At 48.4% G+C, this 25398-nt stretch carries 25 protein-coding genes; 24 read left to right on the forward strand and 1 reads right to left on the reverse strand.

Translation table 11 applies throughout. The features are described 5' to 3' along the window. Positions 1-57 precede the first annotated feature (57 nt). The 6 genes from ABIN22_RS19815 to ABIN22_RS19840 all read left to right on the forward strand — a co-directional run bounded on the left by ABIN22_RS19815 (position 58) and on the right by ABIN22_RS19840 (position 4930). Positions 58-936, forward strand: a complete 879-nt coding sequence (locus ABIN22_RS19815) for an ABC transporter ATP-binding protein (RefSeq protein ID WP_109730407.1) — start codon at positions 58-60, stop codon at positions 934-936. Then, the gene (locus ABIN22_RS19820) at positions 936-2171 is read left to right on the forward strand and encodes an ABC transporter permease (protein WP_109730406.1); all 1236 of its coding nucleotides are present in this window, start codon (positions 936-938) and stop codon (positions 2169-2171) included. Before ABIN22_RS19815 ends, ABIN22_RS19820 begins: the two co-directional genes overlap by 1 nt. Beyond that, positions 2128-2745, forward strand: coding sequence for a hypothetical protein (locus tag ABIN22_RS19825; protein WP_118618838.1), 618 nt, complete (start codon positions 2128-2130; stop codon positions 2743-2745). The genes ABIN22_RS19820 and ABIN22_RS19825 overlap by 44 nt, the downstream gene beginning before the upstream one ends. Positions 2746-2816: 71 nt before the next feature. Beyond that, positions 2817-3101 (forward strand): YabP/YqfC family sporulation protein, encoded by a 285-nt coding sequence (locus tag ABIN22_RS19830; RefSeq protein ID WP_109730404.1) that lies wholly within the window; start codon positions 2817-2819, stop codon positions 3099-3101. A 13-nt stretch (positions 3102-3114) separates the two neighbouring features. Beyond that, on the forward strand, positions 3115-4425 hold the full coding sequence (locus ABIN22_RS19835; protein ID WP_346910711.1) for a sporulation protein YqfD: 1311 nt from the start codon (positions 3115-3117) through the stop codon (positions 4423-4425). Between the two features lie 148 nt (positions 4426-4573). Beyond that, positions 4574-4930, forward strand: a complete 357-nt coding sequence (locus ABIN22_RS19840; RefSeq protein ID WP_346910713.1) for a molecular chaperone Hsp90 — start codon at positions 4574-4576, stop codon at positions 4928-4930. A gap of 68 nt (positions 4931-4998) precedes the next feature. Here ABIN22_RS19840 and ABIN22_RS19845 read toward each other — a convergent pair whose 3' ends face one another. Continuing rightward, entirely contained in the window at positions 4999-5484 is a 486-nt protein-coding gene (locus ABIN22_RS19845; protein WP_346910715.1) for a hypothetical protein, read from the reverse strand. A 416-nt stretch (positions 5485-5900) separates the two neighbouring features. Here ABIN22_RS19845 and ABIN22_RS19850 point away from each other — a divergent pair, with 416 nt between their 5' ends. The 18 genes from ABIN22_RS19850 to ABIN22_RS19935 all read left to right on the forward strand — a co-directional run bounded on the left by ABIN22_RS19850 (position 5901) and on the right by ABIN22_RS19935 (position 25397). Further along, positions 5901-6911 carry a PhoH family protein gene (locus ABIN22_RS19850; RefSeq protein ID WP_109730401.1) on the forward strand — a complete coding sequence of 337 codons (1011 nt, stop codon included), beginning with the start codon at positions 5901-5903 and terminating at the stop codon, positions 6909-6911. Further along, a complete protein-coding gene (gene ybeY, locus ABIN22_RS19855; protein WP_109730400.1) occupies positions 6911-7408 on the forward strand; it encodes an rRNA maturation RNase YbeY in 498 nt (165 codons plus the stop codon). The genes ABIN22_RS19850 and ybeY overlap by 1 nt, the downstream gene beginning before the upstream one ends. 20 nt (positions 7409-7428) lie before the next feature. After that, positions 7429-9108, forward strand: coding sequence for a putative polysaccharide biosynthesis protein (locus tag ABIN22_RS19860; protein WP_109730399.1), 1680 nt, complete (start codon positions 7429-7431; stop codon positions 9106-9108). A 72-nt stretch (positions 9109-9180) separates the two neighbouring features. Then, positions 9181-9549, forward strand: coding sequence for a hypothetical protein (locus ABIN22_RS19865; protein WP_346910718.1), 369 nt, complete (start codon positions 9181-9183; stop codon positions 9547-9549). A gap of 62 nt (positions 9550-9611) precedes the next feature. After that, positions 9612-9833 carry a DUF896 domain-containing protein gene (locus ABIN22_RS19870; protein WP_181368610.1) on the forward strand — a complete coding sequence of 74 codons (222 nt, stop codon included), beginning with the start codon at positions 9612-9614 and terminating at the stop codon, positions 9831-9833. Further along, positions 9811-10389 carry a 5-formyltetrahydrofolate cyclo-ligase gene (locus ABIN22_RS19875; RefSeq protein WP_346910720.1) on the forward strand — a complete coding sequence of 193 codons (579 nt, stop codon included), beginning with the start codon at positions 9811-9813 and terminating at the stop codon, positions 10387-10389. The genes ABIN22_RS19870 and ABIN22_RS19875 overlap by 23 nt, the downstream gene beginning before the upstream one ends. Further along, on the forward strand, positions 10383-10565 hold the full coding sequence (locus ABIN22_RS19880; RefSeq protein ID WP_118618828.1) for a DUF4250 domain-containing protein: 183 nt from the start codon (positions 10383-10385) through the stop codon (positions 10563-10565). The genes ABIN22_RS19875 and ABIN22_RS19880 overlap by 7 nt, the downstream gene beginning before the upstream one ends. Positions 10566-10615: 50 nt before the next feature. Continuing rightward, the gene (miaB, locus tag ABIN22_RS19885) at positions 10616-12070 is read left to right on the forward strand and encodes a tRNA (N6-isopentenyl adenosine(37)-C2)-methylthiotransferase MiaB (RefSeq protein ID WP_346910723.1); all 1455 of its coding nucleotides are present in this window, start codon (positions 10616-10618) and stop codon (positions 12068-12070) included. A gap of 122 nt (positions 12071-12192) precedes the next feature. Next, complete coding sequence (locus ABIN22_RS19890) at positions 12193-12609, forward strand: putative ABC transporter permease (RefSeq protein ID WP_109730394.1); 417 nt, start codon at positions 12193-12195, stop codon at positions 12607-12609. A gap of 106 nt (positions 12610-12715) precedes the next feature. After that, positions 12716-15367 (forward strand): DNA mismatch repair protein MutS, encoded by a 2652-nt coding sequence (gene mutS / locus ABIN22_RS19895; RefSeq protein ID WP_430517206.1) that lies wholly within the window; start codon positions 12716-12718, stop codon positions 15365-15367. Positions 15368-15482: 115 nt separating this feature from the next. Beyond that, a complete protein-coding gene (gene mutL / locus ABIN22_RS19900) occupies positions 15483-17570 on the forward strand; it encodes a DNA mismatch repair endonuclease MutL (RefSeq protein WP_346910725.1) in 2088 nt (695 codons plus the stop codon). 18 nt (positions 17571-17588) lie between these two features. Beyond that, the gene (gene miaA, locus ABIN22_RS19905) at positions 17589-18533 is read left to right on the forward strand and encodes a tRNA (adenosine(37)-N6)-dimethylallyltransferase MiaA (RefSeq protein ID WP_346910727.1); all 945 of its coding nucleotides are present in this window, start codon (positions 17589-17591) and stop codon (positions 18531-18533) included. 60 nt (positions 18534-18593) lie between these two features. Next, positions 18594-19895, forward strand: a complete 1302-nt coding sequence (locus ABIN22_RS19910; protein ID WP_109730391.1) for a methionine gamma-lyase family protein — start codon at positions 18594-18596, stop codon at positions 19893-19895. 125 nt (positions 19896-20020) lie between these two features. Next, positions 20021-20686, forward strand: coding sequence for a hypothetical protein (locus ABIN22_RS19915; protein ID WP_346910729.1), 666 nt, complete (start codon positions 20021-20023; stop codon positions 20684-20686). 33 nt (positions 20687-20719) lie between these two features. Next, positions 20720-21946: a BaiN/RdsA family NAD(P)/FAD-dependent oxidoreductase gene (locus ABIN22_RS19920; protein ID WP_109730389.1), complete on the forward strand. Its 1227-nt coding sequence runs from the start codon at positions 20720-20722 to the stop codon at positions 21944-21946. Then, on the forward strand, positions 21933-23537 hold the full coding sequence (locus tag ABIN22_RS19925) for an NAD(P)/FAD-dependent oxidoreductase (RefSeq protein ID WP_346910731.1): 1605 nt from the start codon (positions 21933-21935) through the stop codon (positions 23535-23537). The genes ABIN22_RS19920 and ABIN22_RS19925 overlap by 14 nt, the downstream gene beginning before the upstream one ends. Positions 23538-23638: 101 nt before the next feature. Continuing rightward, on the forward strand, positions 23639-24334 hold the full coding sequence (radC, locus tag ABIN22_RS19930; RefSeq protein ID WP_118618814.1) for a RadC family protein: 696 nt from the start codon (positions 23639-23641) through the stop codon (positions 24332-24334). A 40-nt stretch (positions 24335-24374) separates the two neighbouring features. Beyond that, positions 24375-25397, forward strand: a complete 1023-nt coding sequence (locus tag ABIN22_RS19935) for a rod shape-determining protein (protein WP_109730386.1) — start codon at positions 24375-24377, stop codon at positions 25395-25397. The last annotated feature ends 1 nt before the right edge of the window (position 25398 follow it).

Below are 25398 nucleotides of genomic sequence, written 5' to 3' on the forward strand. Positions count from 1 at the left end.
AATGGACTAAGACAAAACAAGTCCGGGGATCTTCAGGAAAGAGAGGTTAATCAAAGAATGTCTGCTGAAATTAAGATTGAACATTTGAATCAATATTATGGAAAGAAACAGGCTTTAAAGGAGGTTGATCTGACCATTCAACAGGGAATGTTCGGACTGCTCGGGCGAAACGGCGCCGGAAAAACGACTCTTATGAAGGTGCTTGCCACACTGCTGCCAAAATCAGACGGACGGATTACAGTCTGTGGAATTCCGGTAGAAGACTCTGCCAGAATCCGTAAGATGACCGGGTACCTGCCCCAGGATTTTTCCATGTACCCGAATATGAGCGTCTATGAGGCAATGGATTATCTGGGCGTTCTCTCCGGACTGAGTACAGCCGAACGCAGAAAGAGAATTCCATATCTGCTGGAGAAGGTGAATCTCCAGAATGACAGAAAAACAAAAGTAAAGGCACTTTCCGGCGGAATGAAACGCCGCCTCGGTATCGCCCAGGCGATCCTGCATAACCCAAGAATTCTTATTGTAGACGAACCGACGGCCGGATTGGACCCGGAAGAAAGAGTCCGTTTCCGGAATCTTCTCTGTGAGATTGCAGAAGAGCGCATCGTCATTCTCTCTACCCATATTGTAGGGGACATCGAAGCAACCTGCGAACAGATAGCCGTCTTAAATAATGGAGAAATCCTTTATCAGGGAACCGTTTCCGGCCTGATTGAAATGGCTGACGGAAAAGTTTATACTGCCCAGATCAGCAGACACGAACTTCCGCAATTAAAAGAAAGATACATCGTAACCAGCATGCTGACACTTGGAAACAATGTCATGATCCGTTTTATCGCAGAGAAGAAGCCCTTCGCTTCGGCCGAAAGCTGTGATGCGGGTGTAGAAGATGCTTACATGTATCTGATGAACGGAGAAGGGAGTGAGGCCTGATGTTTGGACATCTATTCATAAAAGAATGTAAACAGACGGCCAAAAGCATGATCTACTGGCTGATCATCCTGATCCTGCTTATTTTTTTCAACTCCCAGCTCGGCAGCATGGAATTTGCCGAGAAACCGGAACCGGGGCAGGAAGACTACGGCATGGTCGCAGGCGGTGATGAACAGGCCACAATGGAGGCAACGCTTGGATATCTGGTCAGTGAGTACAGGAGCGGCTCCTTTACAACGTACCCGATCGGGTTTTATAAAACAGTCAAGCCCAGTCAAAAGGAGTTAAAGAGGATCCATGAGATTGTTACTGAAACAACAGGGCTGTCCACAGATCAGGAGATCGACGATGCGATGACAGCGGCCCAGGGAGACAGCCAGATCGTATACGGCAGTTCGCCGGTCAAGCCAAAAGACGGGCTTACTTTTGAACGGTTCTGTGCATTAATGGAAGAAACAGACGATATGCTTGGAGGAGGTTCCAATTACAGTAAAGAGAGTCTTAAAACAAATGCAAAAACACCAATGACTTATGAACAGGCACTGCAGCAATATAATGACCTGACAGAAAAAGATCATTTTACCGGTGCATATGCAAGACTGTTTAGTGATTACATGGGAATTATGCTCGGGATACTGCCCGTATTTCTGGCAGCCACGCGGGGCATGCGTGACAGGCGTTCCCGCATGCAGGCGCTGATCGCATCAAGAAAGGCCTCCTCAGCCGTGATTATCTTCAGCCGTTACTTTTCCATGATTGTAATGCTGATGCTGCCGGTTCTTCTCATTTCCTGCATACCGCTGTCCGAATGTATCAAAGCTGCAGGAGGAGGTATCCGTCTGGATTATCTGGCATTCGTGAAATACAGTGTTGGCTGGCTGATGCCGACTGCCATGATCTCCACTGCCGTGGGAATGGTTCTGACGGAACTTACGGATACGGCTCTGGGTGTACTGGTACAGCTTATTTGGTGGTTTCTGTCTGTCTTTAGTTCCATGTCAGCCATGCACGGCGGAATATACGGCTGGGATCTCGTTCCCAGACACAACACACCGTTTAATTATGAAGGTTTTCATGCAGGTTTCAGCCAGCTGGCTGCAAACAGGGCGCTGTACGCAGGAATTTCCATCCTGCTCGCTGCAGTTACTGTCTGGATCTATTCATTAAAGAGGAAAGGGAGGCTTGATATCCGTGGCAAATTATTTGGAAATCGCAAGAGAGAACATAAGGCATAACCTGCCCGTCCATGCCGTCACAGCAGGCATCCTGCTCTGCCTTTCCCCGCTCGTACTGGGGGTAAAGAACCTGCCTTTGGCGGACACTGCCAAGGTTCTGGAAATGTATGTGGCCCTGATCGGGATTATCCTGATCCCCCCTGTCTTCCTTCCCGAGCAGAATCCGGATTTAAGAGACCTGATCCGGTCGAAATATACAAAAATAAGCACTGTTTACAGCATCCGGGCCATAGAGGCCGTGCTTGTCCTCGCATTATATCTCGGCGTATACCTCTTAATTCTCCACATAAATGGCTGCCAGATGGAGGCACCGGCATACTATGCAGGGACACTCGCGGAAATGATCTTTATGGGAGGGCTCGGACTTTTGTTTTACAGCCTGACGGATAACCTGATTGCGGGTTACATGATCCCTGTATTCTACTATATCACCGCAATGGGGGCAGGCTCTAAATATCTGAAGGTATTCTATCCCTTCTCGATGACGAAGGGCAGCTATACCGAAAAATACTGGCTCCTTGCCGGGGGTGTTATTTTGATGGCCGCAGCAGTCCGCATCAGAAGCCGGAAATAAGAATTCATAAGAATAGGACAATTGTGCCGCACATATACTTCAAATAAAGGGCGTATGTGTGGCATTTCTATATGGGCAGAGATTTAGATAACGAAAAATTCAAAGAAAAACTGGCATCTGCTGCAAGTATGCCAAAGGATGTAGTCCTCGGTGCAGCCGTTGTCACAATCGTGGGCTGTCAGGAAGTCTGCATCGAAAATTACCGCGGCATCATTGAATACACGGATGTCCTGATCCGTGTCCAGACGAAAGGGTGCCAGATCCGGCTTCAGGGGAAAAACCTTCAAATAGAGTATTATACCAACGATGAAATGAAGATTACAGGCAGAATTTGTTCGCTAGAATATTGTAAGTGAGGTAAGAAAAACTGTGATACAGTCAATCATCCGGTATGTACATGGCTATGTAAAGGTCCGCGTCGAGGGATATTCCCCCGAACGCTTTTTAAATCTGTGCAGCCACCATCAAATTTATATATGGGGACTGACTCCCTGCGGCAATGCGTATGAGATGTATATGAGCCTCAAAGGTTTTCGAAAGCTTCGACCGATCGTCCGCAAGACGCATACAAAAGTGGTACTGACAGGCAGGGCCGGTCTTCCTTTTTTTCTGCAGAGGTACCGGAAGCGGAAGCTGTTTTTTATCAGCTTCTTCCTTTGTCTCGGGCTTTTATACCTGTATTCCAGCTTTATCTGGGACATTCATTTTGAGGGAAACGAAAAATGGACAAACGAGACGCTGCTTGAATTCCTCGAGACGAAAGAGGTCACTCCCCATATGCCGAAAAAACAGGTTGACTGTGCACAGATCGTAAAAGAAATCCGAAAAGAGTACGACGATATCGTCTGGGTATCTGCATCCATTGACGGCAGCCGGCTCCGTATCCAGATCAAGGAAAATGAAGATACGTTCCGGGAGGACGGAGAGGATGCGGACCCTAAAAGTGCCTCCTCCGATTCCACTCCCCCGGAAGTCCCAAAAACCGAGAGCAGCCAGGCTCAGCCGAAAGACCTGGTTGCAACGAAAGACGGCGTGATTACCAGTATCATCACCCGGACGGGAGTCCCGATGGTGCATGTCGGAGATACCGTCGCAAAAGGCGATATCCTCGTGTCCGGCAGGATCGAGGTCATGAACGATGCAGGCGAAGTCATCGACTACCAGTACCAGACTTCGGATGCGGATATATTTGCGGATACACAGATGGCTTACGAGGATACAATCAGCACAAAATATAAAAAGAAATACTATGAGAAGTCCCAGAGACGCTTGTATTATCTAAAAATCGGTTCCCGGATACTCTCAGTGGGCACACTGAAGAATGATTATAAAGAATGGGAGATGTACACAAAGGAGCACCAGCTGAAATTAGGTGAGAATTTCTACCTCCCTGTATCTTACGGCAGTAAGATTGTTAGATCATACACCTCCAAAGAGAAACCACACACAAAAGAAGACCTCCAGAAACAGCTGAGTGAGAACTTCAGCCTGTTCTCCAAAGATCTGGAAGAGAAGGATGTCCAGATGAAAGATAACAGTGTGAAAATACATATCGGTCAGGACACGGCAACAGCAAAAGGCATCTTATACCTGAATGAGCGGATCACACAGGAGAAGGACACCGAAATCATGCAGATTGAGAATAAGACTTCGGATGGAACAGAAGAAACACAGGAATGATCCCTATAAAGGAGAACCAGACGTGCATGGTAACGCTTGGTTCTCTTGTTTTGAATAGGGTTTTGAATAGGAAAGAGGTTCAAATTGCGTTACCCGGATAAGTATGGTAAAATATAGGAAAAGTTCTGGAGGAAAAGGAGTGTTAATTATGGACAAGGAAGTATTGAACTACGTTGTTGAGAAGACACACGAATTAGTGGACGCACCGACATGCAGCAGTGAGACAAAGGCTGCGGCTCTGGCATGGCTGGATGCTGTTGGCACAGAAGGGGAGGCCGCAGAAACCAGAAAGTATATAGAAGAACTAGAAGAGGATATCATGCCGGTCGACAACCTGATCGGATTTGCAGAATCCGAGGCAGGGTCCCAGGTGTTCGGGGCGGATAAGGCAAAAGAAGTAGCGGCACATGCCCGCGAGATTAAGGCTGCCGGGGCAAAATACTGTGACTGCCCCGCCTGTGCGGCAGTGGAAGCGATTCTAGAAAAGAAAGATCTTATGATCTAAGAAAATTAGTTGCAAAAAGACACCTGTGCTTTGAAACACAGGTGCCTTTTTTGCATGGCAGGGGCAGACTACCTTCTGCAGATCAGTTCTGTCGTCCTGCCTTCTTCTGTCAGACGGACAACGCCTCTGTGGATGAGTGGGTGTACATGTGATATTTCGCTGTATTTCTGTAAGATTGTCTTAAAAAATTCCCCATCCTCCAGAGAATGATAGACATAAATCTTATCCTTCCCGCCGAAATCCATTTCCAAAAGTCCGAGCCCGCACAGATACCTCAGGTCTTCTGAGGATTCGAGTATCTCTTCATCCGTTTCCATGTCACTGGTGACATAAAACGGGTCTTTTGACATTTCGGCGTATACATGGCTTGTATCATACATATTCATGAGCCTGAATACCGGAAAACTTTTTGTCCTGTGCAGGAGGGTTAATAATGCGGCCTGCTGCCGGGATAGATATATTTCCCTGCATTCATCCCTGTCAGATCCGGAAGCCTTAGGACGATAGCGGCAAATATAATCATACTTTTTATTTGTTAAAACTTCAGTTCCCATTTCTTTGCCCTCCCTTTTCATTTACAATAAACATTTTACTTATTACTTATATTTATTATACCATTTTACATATTGTTATTCAATAATATGAAAGCACAATAAATTATCTGATATATTATTTGTATTAATTAAAGGTTACAGTTTATTAGCACCGATGAAAGTATTTTCAATCTGTACATATCTTAGAAATTAATTTTTTCTCATAGAAAATTTCATCCAGCGGTATCAACCTGATTTATGACAAATTTTTGAAATCATACATATCCGGATGAAAAAGTTATACAATAAAATGAATATGAAAATAATTAAAAGAAAATTTAATTCTTTTTTCTTAGGAAATACTGGAAAAGGGTATTCCAATTAAGAAAAATAGTGTTAAAATACACATAGAATATATATGGAAAGGAAAAAACAGGATGAGTCTGGCAGAACTGATGATTGACATACCGGCCGAACACGAGAAAAATGTATTCGGCCAGTTTGATGCATATGCGAAAAAGATGGAGCGCACATTTCACGTCACACTAATCGCCCGTGACGGACAGACAAAAATATTAGGAGAGGGACATGCCGCCGAAAAGGCAAAGAGGGTACTGGAACAGCTCACTGAGTTATCCCGGCGCGGAAACGTGATTACGGAACAGAATGTAGACTATGCCATATCCCTTGTCTTTGAAGACCAGGAAGAAGGGATCGTGGAGATCGACAGGGACCTGATCTGCCATACACTTCAGGGCAAACCAATCAAGCCTAAGACGCTCGGGCAGAAGAAGTATGTGGATGCGATCCGCAGCCGCATGATTACTTTTGGTTTAGGGCCGGCCGGGACCGGAAAGACGTATCTGGCGATGGCAATGGCAATTACGGCTTTTAAAAGCAATGAGGTCAGCCGGATCATCATGACCCGTCCGGCTATCGAGGCAGGAGAGAAGCTGGGATTCCTCCCGGGAGACCTGCAGAGCAAGGTAGACCCTTACCTGCGTCCGCTGTATGATGCACTGTATCAGATCATGGGGGCCGAAAGCTTTTTGAAGAATTCTGAAAAAGGGCTGATTGAGGTTGCCCCGCTGGCTTATATGAGGGGGCGCACGCTTGACAACGCCTTCATTATTCTGGATGAAGCGCAGAACACAACCCCCGCACAGATGAAGATGTTCCTGACCCGTATCGGCTTTGGGTCCAAGGTTGTTATCACAGGCGATACCACACAGAAGGACCTGCCGCCAGGAACAGTCTCAGGACTCGATGTAGCGGTTAATGTCATAAAAAATATCGACGATATCAGTATCTGTACACTGACGAGCAAGGATGTCGTGAGGCACCCGCTTGTGCAGAAGATCGTTAAGGCATATGAAGAATATGAAAAGAAAAGTATCCGGCCGGGTAATAAGGATGGCAGGAGAAACAGCGGCAAAAGGAGAAAGTAATGAGTCTATACATGGAAGAAGAAGGGGCAGTCAGACTGCCGTTTGATACTGAAGAAACCGCAGAGCTTGTCATAGAGGCTGCACTGGAATACGAAGGATGTCCTTATGAGGCGGAGATTAATCTGCTTCTGACAACTGATGAAGATATCAGGGAGATGAACCAGATGTTCCGCCAGATTGACAGGGCAACAGATGTCCTGTCATTTCCGATGCTGGAATATGGCACACCGGGAGATTTTTCCGGCCTCGAAGAGAATCCGGGGGACAGCTTCAATCCGGAATCCGGGGAGCTTATGCTGGGGGATATCGTGATTTCCAAAGATAAGGTCCTTGCACAGGCAGAAGCATACGGCCACACTCCGAAGAGAGAATATGCTTTCCTGATCGCCCATAGTATGTTACACTTATTTGGCTATGACCATATGGAGGAGGACGAACGCATCCAGATGGAACAGAAGCAGAGAGAGATCTTAGAAAAGATTCAGATATTACGGTAGCTGAATAAACGGAGGACTTTATGGCTGAAACACATAAGAATAAAAAGAAGAAAAAAGATGATTTCCTGATGCAGGGAGCCATACTCGCCGCCGCTGCCATGCTCACCAAAATTATAGGTGTTGCATACAGGATTCCGCTTGCAAATATACTCGGGGATGAAGGAAACGGATTTTATGGTTATGCATTTGAGGTATATTCCCTTGCATTGCTCCTTTCTTCTTTAAGCTTTCCGATCGTTGTCTCCAAACTGGTTTCCGCCAGAATGGCAATGCGGCAGCGCAGGAATGCTTTCCGGGTATTTACGTGTGCGCTGGCATTTTCGATCGTGATAGGCGCCGTCGTGGCACTTTTCATCTTTTTCGGCGCGGATGCCATTTCCACACACCTGATGGAATCCCCGCTGAGTGTATATGCATTGAAGGTACTGGCTCCCGGCCTGTTCATTGTATCCGTCATGGGTGTGCTGCGCGGGTATTTTCAGGGACTCGGAACCATGGTCCCGACTGCGGTGTCACAGGTCATTGAACAGATCATCAATGCCGTGATCAGTCTGGTCGGGGCAAGTGTGCTGTTTAAAATCGGGGCAGGCGCCGCCGAAAAAAATAACGAAGAACTCTTAGGACCCGCCTACGGTGCGGCAGGTGGAACCGTTGGTACAATTATGGGTGCACTGGCAGGGCTCCTGTTTTTGCTTTTTGCTTTATTTGCATTCAAGAATGTCATCCGCCGGCAGCTTAAAACGGACAGGACGAGACGGCAGGAGAGTTACAGCCGTATCCTGAAGATCCTGCTTCTTACTATGGTTCCGGTTATATTTAGTACGGCAATCTATAATATCAACCAGTTAATTGACCTGACGCTTTTTAATAAAATTATGGCTGCACAGGGATTTTCCGAGAAGGAGTATATGGCGCTCCAGGGAATCTATACCGGGAAGTATAATACCCTGATTAATGTTCCAATGGCTATGGCGAACGGACTGGCGGCATCTGTCATCCCGAGTCTGACGGCGGCTGTCCCGACAGGCAATAAGACTTTGATACATGGTAAGATCAGCCAGACCATCCGGTTTACCATGCTGGTGGCGATTCCGTGTTTTGTAGGTTTTGTCGTGCTGGCTTCACCGCTTATGGTACTTTTATTTAATGACTCCCGTAAAACACCGGCGCTTCTCCTTTCCCTGGGGGCGGTTACCGTAGTATTCTACTGCTGGTCCACCGTGTCCAACTCCATTCTGCAGGGACTGGACAGGATTTCAACGCCCGCAAAGAACGCGGCGATTTCACTTGTTATACATATCGCTGCGTTACTGCTCATGCTCGTTGTTTTTAAATGGAATATTTACGCACTGGTTGGAAGCAATATCGTTTTCGCCGTCTGCATGTGTTTCTTAAATGCAAGGGCAATCGGCAAGGCGAGCGGTTATAAGCAGGAGATGGAGCGGACCTTTGTCAAACCGCTGATCGCCGCCGTGATCATGGGTATCGTGACTTATGCCGTGCATCTTGTGCTGGCTATCGTGTTCCCGGGGCGCGTCGTGGCAACGATGATATCCGTCCTTGCAGCCGTGGCTGTATACGCCTTTAGTATTTTGAAACTGGGAACGCTTACGGAACAGGACATCAAGGATCTGCCGCAGGGTTATAAGCTTTTAAGAATCTGCCGCCGCTTCCACCTTCTTCCTCGTAAAGAAGGATAATGAAAAAGTGTAAAACTGTATATTTTTTATATAAAAAGCCAATACTGTATGTAAAAAAGGAGTTGGATCCTTATGAAACCGAGATACTGTATTGGCTTTTTTGCGGGTGTGTTCCTGCTTGTTTCCGCAATCGGGATTGGTTACCAGTTAAGCTATAAATTAGCATTGGACAGGCAGCAGGCCAGAGTGGAGTCCGAGATTCCTAAACAAAATACGGAGAGCGTCACGACAAAAGGTGAAGCAACTAAGAACGAAGGATACTATATATGTGAACTGCACGGCTATGTAGTAGTCTATCTCTATGATAAGAAGACCATTTTCGAGGTTACCAATATTCCGCTTACAGACCTGCCCGAGGAAGTGCAGGAGGAAATCAGGGGTGCGAAATATATGGAAACAGAGGAAGCACTTTACGGATTTTTAGAAAATTATTCGAGCTGACAAGTAGACGAATGGTATCAAATAGTGTAATATAAAGGTTGGTTTACAAAAAGGAGATACAAATGGACGAACAAAAGATTAAACGAATTAATGAATTATACAGGAAATCAAAGGCTGAAGGGCTGACTGATGCCGAAAAAAAGGAACAGAAGATCCTGCGTCAGGAGTATGTGGATTCCTTTCGGAGAAATCTCCGCAGCCAGCTCGACAGAATTGACATTGAGGAAAAAGACGGAAGCGTCACGAATCTGGGTGAGAAGTTTGGAATCAAAAAAGGAAATTAGAAAAATAGTCCGATCAAAGAGAGCCGCCCTTCCTGAAGATGAGCGGCTTAAATACAGCGCCCTGATCAGGGACAAGCTCTTTGACCAGCCGCTGTACCAGCAGGCAGACGAGGTATACTGTTACGTTTCCTTTGAGGAAGAGGTCATAACATACGGGATACTGGAACATGTCTGGAAATCAGGCAGGAAGCTTGCCGTTCCGAAAATTCTTACGGACAGCGGGCCCTTTATGCGGATGGAGTTTTTCTATATAGAGAGTCTGGCTGATCTGAAAAAAGGATATTTCGGCATTCCGGAACCGGATGAAGACAGACCTGCCGGGAATCCTGATTCCGGTAAAAATGTGCTGGTGGTCATGCCCGGTGTTGCCTTTGATAAGAACCGGCGGCGCATCGGCTATGGAAAAGGATTTTACGATGCCTATCTTAAACGCCATCCTGACTACCGGACGATCGCACTTGCTTATTCCATACAATGTCTGGACGCCATCCCATCCAGGGAACATGACATCCGTCCGGAGATGATTATAACAGAAAGGGAGATATACACATGTTAAACAAACTTCCGGCTGACCCGGTCATTCTGCTCGGTGTCATTAACACAAAGCTCAGAGATTATTACAGGACACTGGACGATCTGTGTGATGATATGGATATATCAAGAACAGAACTGTCCGGCAGGCTTAAAATGATTGATTATGAATATGATGCAGGGAGGAACCAGTTTATCTGACATGCACCATTGCTACATAACGAATGAATGATAGAAGAGGATTCATACATATGAACACGATTGATTATACGACGATTGACCTGTCAAAAGAGGCTCCGGCCAGAGAGCCGGAAAGACAGTACTATTTTATCGCAAAGGCAAAAGAATATTTAAAAAAGCAGTCTCAGGAAGCCGGAAGGCCGCTGACCTTCTGTGTGACCACTTTCGGCTGCCAGATGAATGCCAGAGACTCTGAGAAGCTCTCCGGCATTCTCGAGCAGATCGGCTACGTGGAGGAACCGGATGAAGAAAAGGCAGACTTTGTAATATACAACACCTGTACGGTCCGCGAGAACGCCAACCAGCGTGTCTATGGGCGGCTGGGACAGTTAAACAGGGTGAAAAAGAAGAACCCGCACATGCTGATTGGCCTTTGCGGCTGCATGATGCAGGAACCTGAGGTAGTTGAAAAATTAAAGAAAAGCTACCGTTTTGTGGATCTGATCTTCGGAACCCACAACATTTTTAAGTTTGCCGAGCTGATTGTAACCCGCATGGAATCGAAACGGATGGTCATTGATATCTGGAAAGATACGGATAAGATCGTGGAAGACCTGCCGAGTGAGCGGAAGTATTCCTTTAAATCGGGTGTCAACATCATGTTTGGCTGCAATAATTTCTGCAGCTACTGTATCGTCCCTTATGTAAGAGGGCGGGAGAGGAGCCGGAACCCGGAGGATATCATCCGCGAGATACGCAGGCTTGTCGATGACGGTGTCGTTGAAGTTATGCTGCTCGGACAGAATGTCAATTCCTACGGGAAGACACTTGAGCACCCAATGAGCTTTGCACAGCTCCTCATGGAGATTGAAAAAATCGAGGGACTGGAACGGATCCGTTTCATGACTTCCCATCCGAAAGATCTTTCCGATGAACTGATCGAGGTCATGAGAACTTCGAAAAAAATATGCAGGCACCTGCATCTACCTGTCCAGTCCGGAAGTTCAAGGATTCTGGAAAAGATGAACCGCAGGTATACGAAAGAGCATTATCTGGAACTGGTTGAAAAAATTCGAGCCGCAGTGCCGGACATCTCCCTTACTACGGATATCATTGTCGGATTTCCCGGTGAGACAGAGGAAGATTTTCTGGAGACAATGGATGTTGTCAGAAAGGTCCGCTATGACAGTGCCTTTACCTTCATCTATTCCAAACGGACAGGCACGCCCGCAGCGGTAATGGAAGACCAGGTTCCGGCGGACGTGGTAAAAGACCGCTTTGACCGTCTGTTAAAGGAGGTGCAGCATATCTCCAGCGAAGTCTGCAGTATATACACGGATACTATTCAGGAGGTTCTCGTCGAAACTGTGAATGACCATGATTCGTCCCTGATGACCGGAAGAATGAGCAATAACCTGCTCGTACATTTTCCGGGAGATGAAAGCCTGGTTGGCAGAATCGTACCTGTAGAACTGAAAGAATGCAAAGGTTTTTATTATATCGGAGAACTGGTACGCGAATCATAAAAGAAAATGGATGCCGTATGGAGATTAGGAATAAATTCCAACTATATTTCAGGCAAAAACGTCCAAACTATATATCAATGACAGCAACAGACCGGAATGATATATAGGAGGACGTTTTTTCTGTGAAGAAGGTGAGCGAATATCTGGTGTTATTTGCACTGGGCGGGACAATTTATTATTCATTCGAGATGATTTTCAGGGGATTTTCACACTGGTCCATGTTTGTACTCGGGGGACTCTGCCTTGTCTTTTTCGGGCAGCAGGGACTCTGGATCAAATGGGAGGACCCACTGTGGCTCCAGCTGCTGCGCTGCACATTATTTGTAACGGCAGGAGAATTCATCACGGGAATCATAGTCAACAAATGGCTGAAATGGAATGTATGGGATTACTCGGACCAGCCGTTCCAGCTGTTCGGGCAGATATGCGCCCCCTTCACCATTCTTTTTTCGGGCTTATGCCTGCTTGGCATCCTGCTGACCGGGTACCTTTTATACTGGCTGTATGGCGAAACAAAGCCCCATTTTCATGTGCTATAGAGTTTTTTACTGAGAAAAATTATCTTTCACAACTTTTTAAAAAATGATATACTTTGGATAGCGTCTTTAGCCGCTATCCATTACAAAAGCGAAAGGAAGTAATAACGTGGCAGAATTAACCCCTATGATGCAGAAATACTTAGAGACAAAAGAAACTTATCCTGACTGCATCTTATTTTATAGATTAGGCGACTTTTATGAGATGTTCTTTGAAGATGCGGTTACCGCGTCCCGGGAACTGGAGATCACACTGACTGGCAAAAGCTGCGGCTTGGAGGAGAGGGCGCCAATGTGCGGCATTCCCTACCATGCAGTGGACGGCTATCTGAATAAGCTGGTTGCCAAAGGATATAAGGTAGCCATCTGTGAACAGGTGGAGGACCCGAAGCAGGCCAAGGGACTCGTAAAAAGGGAGGTTACACGAATCGTGACGCCCGGGACGAACCTGGCCCCACAGGCCCTCGATGAGACAAAGAACAATTACCTGATGTGTATCGTTTACATAGCCGACAGATACGGCATCTCTATTGCTGATATCACGACCGGTGATTATTTTGTAACAGAACTGGAAGACAGTGCAAAACTGATGGATGAAATCTATAAATTCATGCCCTCCGAGATCATTTGCAATGAATCCTTTTACATGAGCGGCATGGATCTGGAAGACTTGAGAAACAGGCTGGGGATTACGATCTATTCTCTGGATTCATGGTACTTCGACGATGCAATCTGCAGGAAGAAGCTGCTGGAGCATTTCCACGTTTCTTCGTTTGCAGGCCTCGGGCTGGAGGATTATGACTGCGGAATCATTAGTGCCGGTGCTCTTTTGCAGTACCTGATTGAGACACAGAAGAATTCGCTGGCCCAGCTGACGCATATTACACCTTATACAACGGCAAAGTACATGATGCTGGACAGTTCCACAAGAAGGAATCTGGAGCTGACAGAAACACTCAGGGAAAAGCAAAAGAGAGGCTCCCTCCTCTGGGTGCTGGACAAGACCAAAACAGCGATGGGGGCGCGCCTCTTCCGCAAGTATCTGGAACAGCCGCTGATTGAAAAAGAAGAGATCCTCAAACGTCTGGATGCGGTAGAGGAGCTGAAAAGCATGGCGATCTCCCGGGAGGAAATCCGGGAATACCTGACTCCTGTCTATGATCTGGAACGCCTGATCACGAGGATTACATACGGTTCCGCCAACCCGAGGGACCTGACCGCTTTCAAGACCTCTCTGGAGATGCTGCCTTCCCTGCATTATATTCTGGAGGAAATGCAGTCCCCCCTGCTTACCGGGATCCGAGGGGATCTGGATACGCTGGAAGACCTCTGTATGCTGATTCGGGATGCGATCATTGACGATCCCCCGCTGGCCATGAAGGAAGGCGGGATCATCCGCGACGGTTACCATGAGGAGGTTGACACACTCCGGCGCGCGAAGTCAGAAGGGAAAGACTGGCTCGCAAAGCTGGAGGAAGAAGAACGCGAAAAGACAGGGATCAAGACCATGAAGATCAAGTACAACAAGGTCTTCGGCTATTATCTGGAAGTGACAAATTCCTACAAGGATATGGTTCCTGACTACTACACAAGAAAGCAGACACTCGCAAACGCGGAGCGGTATATCACCCCCGAACTCAAGGAGCTGGAGGATACGATTCTGGGAGCGGAGGACAAACTGTTCGCACTGGAATATGACCTCTACAGCACTGTCAGGGATACCATTGCAGGAGAGGTCGAGCGAATCCAGAAGACGGCAAAGGCTGTCGCAGCCCTGGACGTGTTTGCATCCCTTGCGCTGGTGGCAGAACGGAACAATTATGTGCGCCCGAAGATTAACGAGAAGGGGACAATTGATATCAAGGATGGCAGGCACCCTGTCGTGGAGAAGATGATTCCGAATGATATGTTTATCTCTAATGATACCTATCTGGACGACAAGAAACAGCGGATTTCCATCATTACCGGCCCGAACATGGCCGGAAAATCTACCTATATGAGGCAGGCCGCCCTGATCGTCCTGATGGCCCAGCTCGGCTCCTTTGTGCCGGCGGCCAGTGCCAATATCGGGCTGGTGGACAGGATCTTCACGAGGGTTGGCGCGTCTGACGATCTGGCTTCAGGACAGAGTACTTTCATGGTGGAGATGACGGAAGTTGCCAATATCCTTCGCAATGCAACGAGCAGAAGCCTTTTGATTCTGGACGAGATTGGACGCGGGACCAGTACATTTGACGGCCTTTCCATTGCATGGGCCGTTGTCGAATATATTTCAGATACAAAGCTTTTGGGCGCAAAGACACTCTTTGCCACACATTACCACGAATTGACCGAGCTGGAAGGGAAGATCGAAAACGTCAACAACTACTGTATCGCCGTGAAGGAAAAAGGTGACGACATCGTATTCCTCCGCAAGATCGTGAAGGGCGGGGCAGACAAGAGTTACGGAATTCAGGTGGCGAAGCTTGCCGGAGTCCCGGATATCGTCATTGACAGGGCCAAAGAAATCGTGGAAGAATTAAGTGAGGAAGATATTACAACACGTGTAAGCGAGATTGCCGTGAAAGACCACGATTCCAGAAAAAAACCGAAAACAAAGAAATATGACGAAGTTGATATTGCACAAATGTCCCTCTTTGATACGGTAAAAGACGATGATGTTCTGGAAGAATTGAAGAACATGGATGTAGGCAATCTGACACCGATTGATGCATTAAACGCGATTTACAGATTACAGAATAAATTAAAAAACCGCTGGTAGGCAAAGGGGTCTGACCCTTCCTTAGAAAATGGCTTCTGCCTTTTTACGGGAGGGCCGGGCCCTTGGGCGTGTCTGATCATCCGCCGGCCGGCACCTAAGATAAAGGAGGGAATGTATGCCGCATATTCAGGTATTAGATCAAATTACAATCGATAAGATCGCCGCCGGAGAAGTCATTGAGCGTCCGGCCTCTATTGTGAAGGAATTAGTGGAAAATGCCATAGATGCGAAGGCTGCCGCAGTTGTTGTAGAGATACAGGAGGGAGGGATATCTTTCATCCGTATCACAGATAATGGCAGCGGAATCCCGAGGGAAGATGTACCGAACGCATTTTTGAGACATTCCACAAGTAAAATCCACAGCGTGGACGACCTGACCCATGTCGCCTCCCTCGGATTCAGAGGTGAGGCGCTTTCCAGCATCGCCGCTGTCACAAAAACGGAACTGATTACCAAAACAAGGGAAGAAACCTTCGGGACCCGCTATATCATCGAGGGAGGGCAGGAGCTGTCTCTGGAGGATACCGGTGCACCGGACGGAACCACTTTTTTGATCCGCCAGCTTTTCTACAATGTCCCTGCCAGAAGGAAGTTCCTGAAGACAGCGATGACAGAAGCCGGGCACATTCAGGACCTGCTGATGCGTCTGGCCCTTTCCCATCCGGAAGTCTCCTTTCAGTTCATCAATAACGGACAGGAAAAGCTCCGCACTGCGGGGAACGGCAGACTCAAAGATGTCATCTACAGCATTTACGGGCGTGAAGTGGCCGCCAGCCTCATTGAGATGGACTATGAGAAGGGCGGGCTCCACATGAAAGGGTTCCTCGGTAAACCACTTATCAGCCGGGGAAACCGGAACTTCGAGAACTTTTTCATCAACGGCCGCTATATCAAGAGCGCGATGATTTCCAAGGCTGTCGAGGACGCCTACCGGGATTTTGTCATGCAGCATAAGTTCCCGTTTGTTGTCCTGCACTTTGAGATCGACGGGGAAGACATTGATGTCAACGTCCATCCGACAAAGATGGAACTGCGGTTCCAGAAGCAGCAGGAGGTTTACAATACAGTCTACGAGGGTGTGCACAGGACGCTTCTCGAGCCGGAACTGATTCCTGTCGTCGATGTGCCAGAACCGAAGAAGGCCGTACAGCCTCCCGAGCAGGACAGCCCTTTCCTGCTGAAACCTAAAGCAAGGCCCAGTGCCGAAGCAGGGGCGGCAGGACTTTCCTCCCCCGTACAAAAAGCGGCGCCCCTTCCGGAAACGAAAGACGAAGATTATTTTCTCAGGAAAATGAAGGAGCGAGTCTTGTCCTACCATAACAGGGCTTCCTCCGCCGAAATCAAGGCCCCTGGCCAGATACACCGGGCAGAAGAACAGGAAGACCGCATCCGTGTGGCTGCTGAGAGCAGGCGGGAGAAGGAAAATAACCCTGAGACAAAAAGCATTCCGGAAACGAATAGGATATGTGAAACCGGCAATTATCATATAGAAGAGCAGGAGAGTACCGGGGAACAGAAGGCTCCTGAACCAGAGGCGGCCGCACCGCCGGCCGGGGAAAGCCTGCCCGGAAGCGGGAAACAGATGGACCTCTTCGAGGAAAAGCTGCTCCGGCGCGATATCAGGGCAGAATATAAGCTGATTGGGCAGGTATTTGACACGTACTGGCTCGTTGAGTTTCACGACAGCCTCTACATCATTGACCAGCATGCCGCCCATGAGAGGGTTCTATATGAAAGGACGCTGCGTGAGATGAAGAACAGGGAGTTTACGTCCCAGTACTTAAGTCCCCCTATCATCTTAAGCCTTTCTATGCAGGAGACGGAGCTGTTAAAGGAACACATGGACCGGTTCCGGAGGATTGGCTTTGAAATCGAGCCATTCGGCGGCGAGGAATATGCGGTGCGTGCCGTACCGGATAATCTCTTTAGTATTGCCAAGAAGGAGCTTCTCATGGAGATGCTGGACTCCCTTGCAGACGGGGTAACCACGACCATGACGCCGGAGCTGATCGATGAGAAGGTGGCTTCTATGTCCTGTAAAGCGGCAGTCAAGGGGAATAACCGCCTTTCCACAATGGAGGTGGATTCCCTGATCGGTGAACTGCTGGGGCTTGAGAATCCGTACCACTGCCCGCACGGCAGGCCGACGATCATCTCCATGACCAAACGGGAACTGGAAAAGAAGTTTAAGAGAATTGTATAGAAATTAAGGGTGGAAAACATGAAGAAACCATTGATTATTCTGACAGGCCCGACCGCTGTCGGGAAGACAAAGGCCTCCATCGGGCTTGCAAAGGCAGTCGGCGGCGAGATTATATCCGCCGACTCCATGCAGGTGTATAAACATATGGATATCGGTTCGGCGAAAATCCGGGCAGAAGAAATGGAAGGCGTCCCCCATCACCTTGTCGATGCGCTTGAGCCAGACGAGGAGTTCCATGTCGTGCGTTTCCAGCAGATGGCAAAAGAGGCGATGGAAGGAATTTACAAAAGGGGCCGGATCCCCATTGTCGTAGGAGGGACAGGTTTTTATATCCAGGCCCTGCTCTATGACATTGATTTTACGGAAAGTGACAGCGATACCGGTTACCGGGAAGAACTGGAGCGTCTTGCAAAAGAGAAGGGGGCAGCATTTCTGCATGGGATGCTGAAGGAAATCGACGAAAAAGCCGCCGGAAGCATTCATGAAAACAATGTGAAACGGGTCATCCGGGCACTGGAGTTCCACCATCAGACAGGAAAAAAAATCTCGGAGCATAATGAAGAAGAACGGCAGAAATCTTCCCCGTACCGGTCCGCTTACTTCGTCCTTAGTGACGAGAGGGCACGCCTGTACGAACGGATTGACATGCGCGTTGACCAGATGATCGAAGAGGGACTGGTGGAAGAAGTAAAAGGCTTAAAAGAACGCGGCTATACCCGCGGTATGGTATCCATGCAGGGGCTCGGGTATAAAGAAATCCTTGCTTACCTGGACGGTGAAATGAGTCTTGATGAGGCTGTCTATGTTATTAAGCGGGATACGAGACACTTTGCCAAACGCCAGATCACATGGTTCAAACGGGAAAGAGACGTGATCTGGCTAAACAAGCAGGATTATGCATATGAGGAAACAAAACTTCTGGATCAGATGCTTTCAGAATTGAAGATACGCGGGATCATCTGAAGCATGATGATTCCGCCCCATGTATGGGGTGCAAAAGGAAAAAGAATAGAGGTTAGATAAATGAATTCAGAAATCAGTCAGATATACAAAAAATTAGGAATCAAACAGGAAACTCTGGAATTTGGATTAAGAATCGAGGATGAACTCTCCGAACGTTTCAAAATTTTCGATGAAACCGCTGAATATAATCAGCTGAAGGTCCTCCATGCGATGCAGGAAAACCGTGTCAGTGAAGGGTGTTTCCAGTACGCAAGTGGATACGGATATAACGATATGGGAAGAGATACACTGGAAGCCGTCTATGCCAGCGCCTTCCACACCGAGTCCGCCCTTGTACGTCCGCAGATTACATGCGGCACCCATGCACTGGCACTCGCCCTCGCTGCAAACCTGCGTCCGGGCGATGAGCTGCTCTCCCCGGTCGGAAAGCCTTACGACACACTGGAAGAAGTGATAGGAATCCGTCCGTCCAAAGGCTCACTGGCAGAGTATGGCATTACATACCGCCAGGTGGAACTTCTGGAGGATGGGTACTTCGATTATCCCGCAATCCGGGAAGCAATCAACGAAAAAACGAAACTGGTCACGATCCAGCGTTCCAAAGGGTATCAGACCCGCCCCAGCTATTCCGTGGAGAAAATCGGTGAGCTGATTGCATTTGTAAAGAGCATCAAACCGGATGTGATCTGTATGGTTGACAACTGCTACGGTGAATTTGTCGAGACAAGGGAGCCGAGTGATGTAGGTGCGGACATGATCGTTGGTTCCCTGATCAAAAATCCGGGCGGCGGACTGGCCCCGATCGGCGGATATATTGCAGGAAGAGAAGACCTGATTGAAAACTGCGCTTACCGCCTGACTTCCCCGGGACTCGGGAAAGAAGTAGGAGCCTCTCTGGGCGTTATGCAGTCCTTTTACCAGGGCTTCTTCCTCGCCCCGACTGTCGTGTGCAGTGCGGTAAAAGGCGCTGTGTTTGCGGCAAATATTTATGAGAAGCTGGGCTTTGGAGTCATACCGGACGGAAATGAAAGCCGCCATGACATCATACAGGCGGTTGAACTCGGGACCCCTGAGGGTGTGATTGCATTTTGCAAGGGGATTCAGGCCGCGGCGCCGGTAGACAGCTACGTGACTCCCGAGCCCTGGGCAATGCCGGGGTATGACAGTGACGTCATCATGGCAGCCGGTGCATTCGTGCAGGGATCATCCATCGAACTGAGCGCCGACGGACCAATCAAGCCGCCTTACGCTGTATATTTTCAGGGCGGGCTGACATGGCCTCATGCGAAGCTCGGCATCCTGAAATCCCTCCAGAACCTTGTGGATGCAGGCATTGTTTCCGCAAAGTCTCTGGAAAACTGACATTCATCCCACGTATTTTAGCATATTATGTAGAACGATTTATGAGGAAAGACCTGCCGTGTTGGGCTATAATAGGCTCATATAGAAAACTAGGTTGACATCATTTGAAACACAGGAGGTCTTTTATGTTGTACAATGTAATTGCTGACACAAATATCATTTTTTATCTCATGGCTGCCGTGGGCGTCATCGGGATTCTCTCAAAGATCATAAACCATCTTACCCTTCACCGTCTGGTAAAAGCGGCGGGAAATCTGTCTAAAAGCAGGCACCGGCTGATGGAACGTATTCTCTCTGAATATGGACATGCATACAGGACGTACGGTCCCGTCAGTAATGTCCTTGCATTTATCCGGAAATACCTGTACGAATACCGGGGATTTCTGTTCAGGATACATACATGGCGGCAGCTGGAGACACAGACGGTCTGGTTTTCCGGAATTCTGGCAGTGCTGGGGGCTGCCATCCACTATATGGCACATGGCTTCTGTGAGGGCATGTTCCAGTATTTAGCTGCCGGGGCGGCAGAAATGATTACAATTTCCGTCATCTCACAGCTCTCGGATGAGGCTTATAAAATAAAAGGCGTGGAAACCTATCTGGCTGATTATCTGGATAATGTATACGCACACCGTTTCCTAAAGGAGAAGCAGACGGAGGAACCACCTCGCCAGAAAAGGCGGGAATCCGCGGGACAGCCTGTTCCTTATGCGGCGGTTCAGGATGAGGAGACTTTATCCGAGCAGAAAAAAGAAGCGATACGGCTGATATTAACAGAATATCTGGCCTGACAAACAAAACAGCAAAAACGTAAGGAGACACATATGAGAAAAATCGCAGTAATCGGCGGCGGTGCATCCGGCTTGATGGCAGCCGTCACTGCCGCTTCTGAAGGGGCGGAAGTCTTTATTCTGGAACATAAAGACAAAGTCGGCAGGAAAATCTTATCAACCGGAAACGGACGGTGCAATTTCACAAATCTGGCACAGGAACCCATCTATTATCATTCCGAAAATATGATGTTTCCCTGGCATATTGTGGAGAAGTTCAACGCCCAGCAGACCATCGCTTTTTTCCTGAAGCTGGGAATCTATTCGAAAAACAGGAACGGGTACCTTTACCCACATTCGGACCAGGCATCTGCTGTACTGGATGTACTCAGGATGGAGGCCGCGCGGTTAGGCGTGCACGTTATCACCGGGGCCGAATGTCAGGAGATCATCCCCGGGAAAAAGAAATTCCGGATCCATACAGATCAGGGAGAGTTTACAGCAGATAAAGTGATCCTTGCTGCCGGGTCCAAGGCGGCACCCGCGTCCGGTTCCGACGGTTCTGGTTATACGCTGGCTAAAAAACTTGGACACCACCTGATCCCGGTGCTCCCGTCCCTCGTGCAGCTAAAATGCAGGGAGAAATACTATAAAAGTATCGCAGGGGTCAGGGTGAACGGACAGGTCAGCATCTATACAGATGGAGAATGTCAGGCGAGGGACACCGGGGAAATCCAGCTTGCCAATTACGGAATCTCTGGAATCCCGGTCTTTCAGGTGAGCCGTTATGCGGCTATCGGCCTGTATGAAAAGAAAAAAGTAGAGGCAGTTTTGAATTTTATGCCAGACTTTACACAAAAGCAGTTCCTCGCTTTCCTGAAAACAAGAATTTCCACACGGCCGCAAAAGACAATGGAAGAATTTTTCACCGGCCTGTTCCATAAGAAACTCTCGGACCTCTGGCTGAAACTTGCGCGTATCGACCGTGGCAGAAAGGCAGGGGACTTAAATGACAGGGAGATTTCGGAACTGGCAGAACTGATCCAGAACTTCCGTACAGAAGTCACAGAAACCAATTCGTTTGAACATGCCCAGGTATGCAGAGGCGGGGTGGATACGAAAGAGGTAAACCCGGATACTCTGGAATCACTGTATGTGAAAGGTCTGTATTTTGCAGGGGAGATACTGGATGTGGATGCGGTCTGCGGCGGTTATAACCTGCAGTGGGCATGGTCCAGCGGATATCTCACGGGAAAGGAGGCAGCTCATGCTCAGGATTAACCAGATCAAACTGCGTCCCGGGCATTCCCGGGAGGAACTGGAGGATAAGATTTTAAAATACCTCCATATAAAAAAGGATGCATTATTAGATTACCAGATACAAAAACAGTCCATTGATGCCCGGAAAAAGCCGGACATCTTTTTCTCGTATACGATTGATGTGAAAGTAAAGCAGGAGAGCAGTATTCTCCGGAAAATGAAGAATCAGGTGCTTAAGGTCATAAGACAGGACTACGAGATACCTTCCTGTGGGGAATTATCACTGCATTCGCGCCCGGTCATTGCAGGGAGCGGGCCTGCGGGCCTGTTCTGCGGATACCTGCTCGCCAAAGCGGGGTACAGGCCTCTGATTCTGGAGCGGGGCGGCAGTGTGGATGAGCGCATGCAGGATGTGGAGGAATTCTGGAAAAGCGGACGGCTGAACCTTTCTTCCAATGTACAGTTCGGGGAAGGCGGCGCGGGGACGTTTTCGGATGGAAAGCTCAACACCCTTGTAAAAGATGCAAAGGGAAGGGGCCGTTTCGTACTCGAGACATTCGTGGCACACGGCGCACCTGAAAGTATCCTGTATGAACAGAAACCACATATCGGGACGGACATCTTAATCCACGTTGTAAAGAGTATGAGGCAGAGCATCGAAGCGATGGGTGGAGAAATCCGTTTCCACACGCAGCTCACGGATCTGGACCTGAAACCAGATACACAGAACGGCCACCCGGTGCTCAAAGGAATCATCGTAAATCAAGAAGAATATCTCGAAACGAAGCTTCTCATACTGGCTGTCGGACACAGTGCGAGAGATACCTTCCACATGCTGTATGAAAAGCAGTTGGACATGCAGGCGAAATCTTTTGCCGTCGGGGTGCGTATCGAGCATCCGCAGGCCATGATGAATGTGTGCCAGTACGGAAAAGAGGCAGCCGGGGAACTCCCTGCCGCTTCCTACAAACTGACGGCCCAGCTGGAAAACGGACGCGGGGCCTATACCTTCTGCATGTGCCCGGGCGGTTATGTGGTCAATGCCTCCTCGGAGGAAGGCCGTCTGGCGGTAAATGGAATGAGTTACCATGACCGCGGCGGGGTCAATGCAAACAGTGCCGTCATTGTTACGGTTACACCTGAGGATTACGGCAGTGCACATCCACTGGCCGGTATCCGGTTTCAGCGCATGCTGGAGGAGCGTGCATGGGAACAGGGACAAGGCAGGGTGCCTGTACAGTGTTTTAAGGATTTCTGTGCGAATCAGGTGTCTGACCAGTTCGGGGATGTAAAACCCCAGATCAAGGGGGCCTTTGTACCCGCCAATGTGCGTGCCATTTTCCCTGAAGGCCTCGGGGACTCCCTGGAGGAAGGAATCCGGCTCATGGACCACAAAATTCACGGGTTTGCCAGAGAGGATGCTGTACTTTCCGGTGTGGAAAGCCGTACATCTTCACCGGTAAAAATATTCAGAAACGAAGAGTTTGAGAGTAATATCCCCGGGGTTTATCCCTGCGGGGAAGGCGCCGGATACGCCGGAGGCATCACTTCCGCGGCTATGGACGGCATAAAAACAGCGGAGGCTGTCATCCTGAAATACCGGCCTAAATAGACTGTCTTCACAAAATTTTAAGAATGCAGACCTATACATGAATTTTAATTTATGCTAAAATAAGTCATTGTATTGTAATCATCGCAGTCGGGAATGATGTAATGAAAGAGAACAGTACAATGAAACAGATGATGGAAGAAGAGAGGCCTTACGAGAAGTGCGCGAGGTTTGGGGCGAGTAATTTAACGGATATTGAATTACTGGCTGTTTTGCTGCGTACCGGCACAAGGGGAGAGACTTCCTTAAGTCTTGCAGAGAAGCTCCTGCACCCGGTTTTCTCTCAGGAAGGAATCTTAAATATCCATCAGTGGACACTGGAACAGCTTTTGCGGGTCAAGGGGATCGGCAAAGTAAAGGCCGTCCAGATCTTATGTCTGTCCGAGCTGGCAAAGAGACTCTCCAAGGCCACGGCACAGACAGGGCTTAATTTTTCCACTCCGTCTTCCATCGCACAATATTATATGGAAGATATGAGGCACGGCAGGCAGGAAAGCATGAAACTTCTGCTGCTCAATACGAAAACAAGGCTCATTGGGGAGACCGATATTTCCAAAGGTACCGTCAATTCGGCTGTGATTTCGCCACGCGAACTGTTTGTGGAGGCGCTTCAGAAGAATGCCGTTTCTATCATTCTGCTCCATAACCATCCAAGCGGCGACCCGGCTCCAAGCAGAGACGATATTCTGATTACGAAGAGGATACAGGAGGCAGGCATGCTGATCGGGATCGAACTTTTGGACCATATTATAATCGGAAATAACTGTTATGTCAGCATGAGGGAAAAAAAGCTGATATAGGACAGATCTAAGTGACATAAGCAGGGGGATTAAATGCAGCATGGCTAGGAATGTGTATGGCCTCGATCTCGGCACTTATGAGATTAAGGTATTTGATAAAAAGAAAGATAAATTATGGAAAGCGAAGAATGTCATTGCGATGCAGGACAAGAAGTATATCTTTTCTGTCGGGGATGAGGCTTTCGCGATGTATGAAAAGGCACCGGCCAATATACAGGTTGTTTTTCCGATGAAGAACGGTGTGATCGCCCATTTTGACGATATGCAGTACCTGCTTCAGAATCTGCTGGGCATGGACCGCCAGTTCTCAAGGGGGGCGGAATATGTCATCGCCGTTCCAACGGATGTGACAGAAGTAGAGAAGAAAGCCTTCTATGACCTCGTCTTCCATTCTACGGCAAAGGCCAAATCGGTCCGCATTGTGGAACGCGGGATAGCGGATGCCGTGGGTATGGGGATTGATATCTGGAATGAAAAGGGGATCTTTATCGCTAATTTCGGCGGGGAGACAACAGAGTTATCCGTTCTGGCATCGGGCGGCATGGTGCTGAACCGGCTTATAAAGATAGGCGGGGTCCATATGGATGCGGCGATCGCCAATCTTGTCAGGCACAATCTGGACTTTCTGATCGGACGCCTGACGGCCGAGGCACTGCGAAAGGAATTCGGTGTGTTTGATCAGGAAGGCGATGCAACCCTCAAGGTGGCGGGAAGGAACCTGCTCACCGGGGTCCCCCAGCAGGAGGATATCCCTATCGGCATAATTAGGGCTGCCATGAAGGAACCGCTTGCAGAATGTGTGCGTTCCATCAAAGCACTGCTCGACCGTACGCCGCCTGATGTACGCAGGGGGATTGACGAGAAGGGAATTTACCTGACCGGCGGGCTGGCAGGCCTGAAAGGTCTTTCTACATATCTGGAGGAAAGCACCGGCCTTAAGGTGACGACTCTGCCTGATCCTGAACTTTGTGCGGTGAGAGGGCTCAAACAGATTATATTGAACAAAGATTATAAAAAGTTAACATATTCTATGTTAGATGAAGATTATAGGTGGCTGAGATAAT

Origin of the sequence: Faecalicatena orotica (assembly GCF_905197545.1) — a bacterium.
GTDB lineage: Bacteria > Bacillota > Clostridia > Lachnospirales > Lachnospiraceae > Faecalicatena_A > Faecalicatena_A orotica.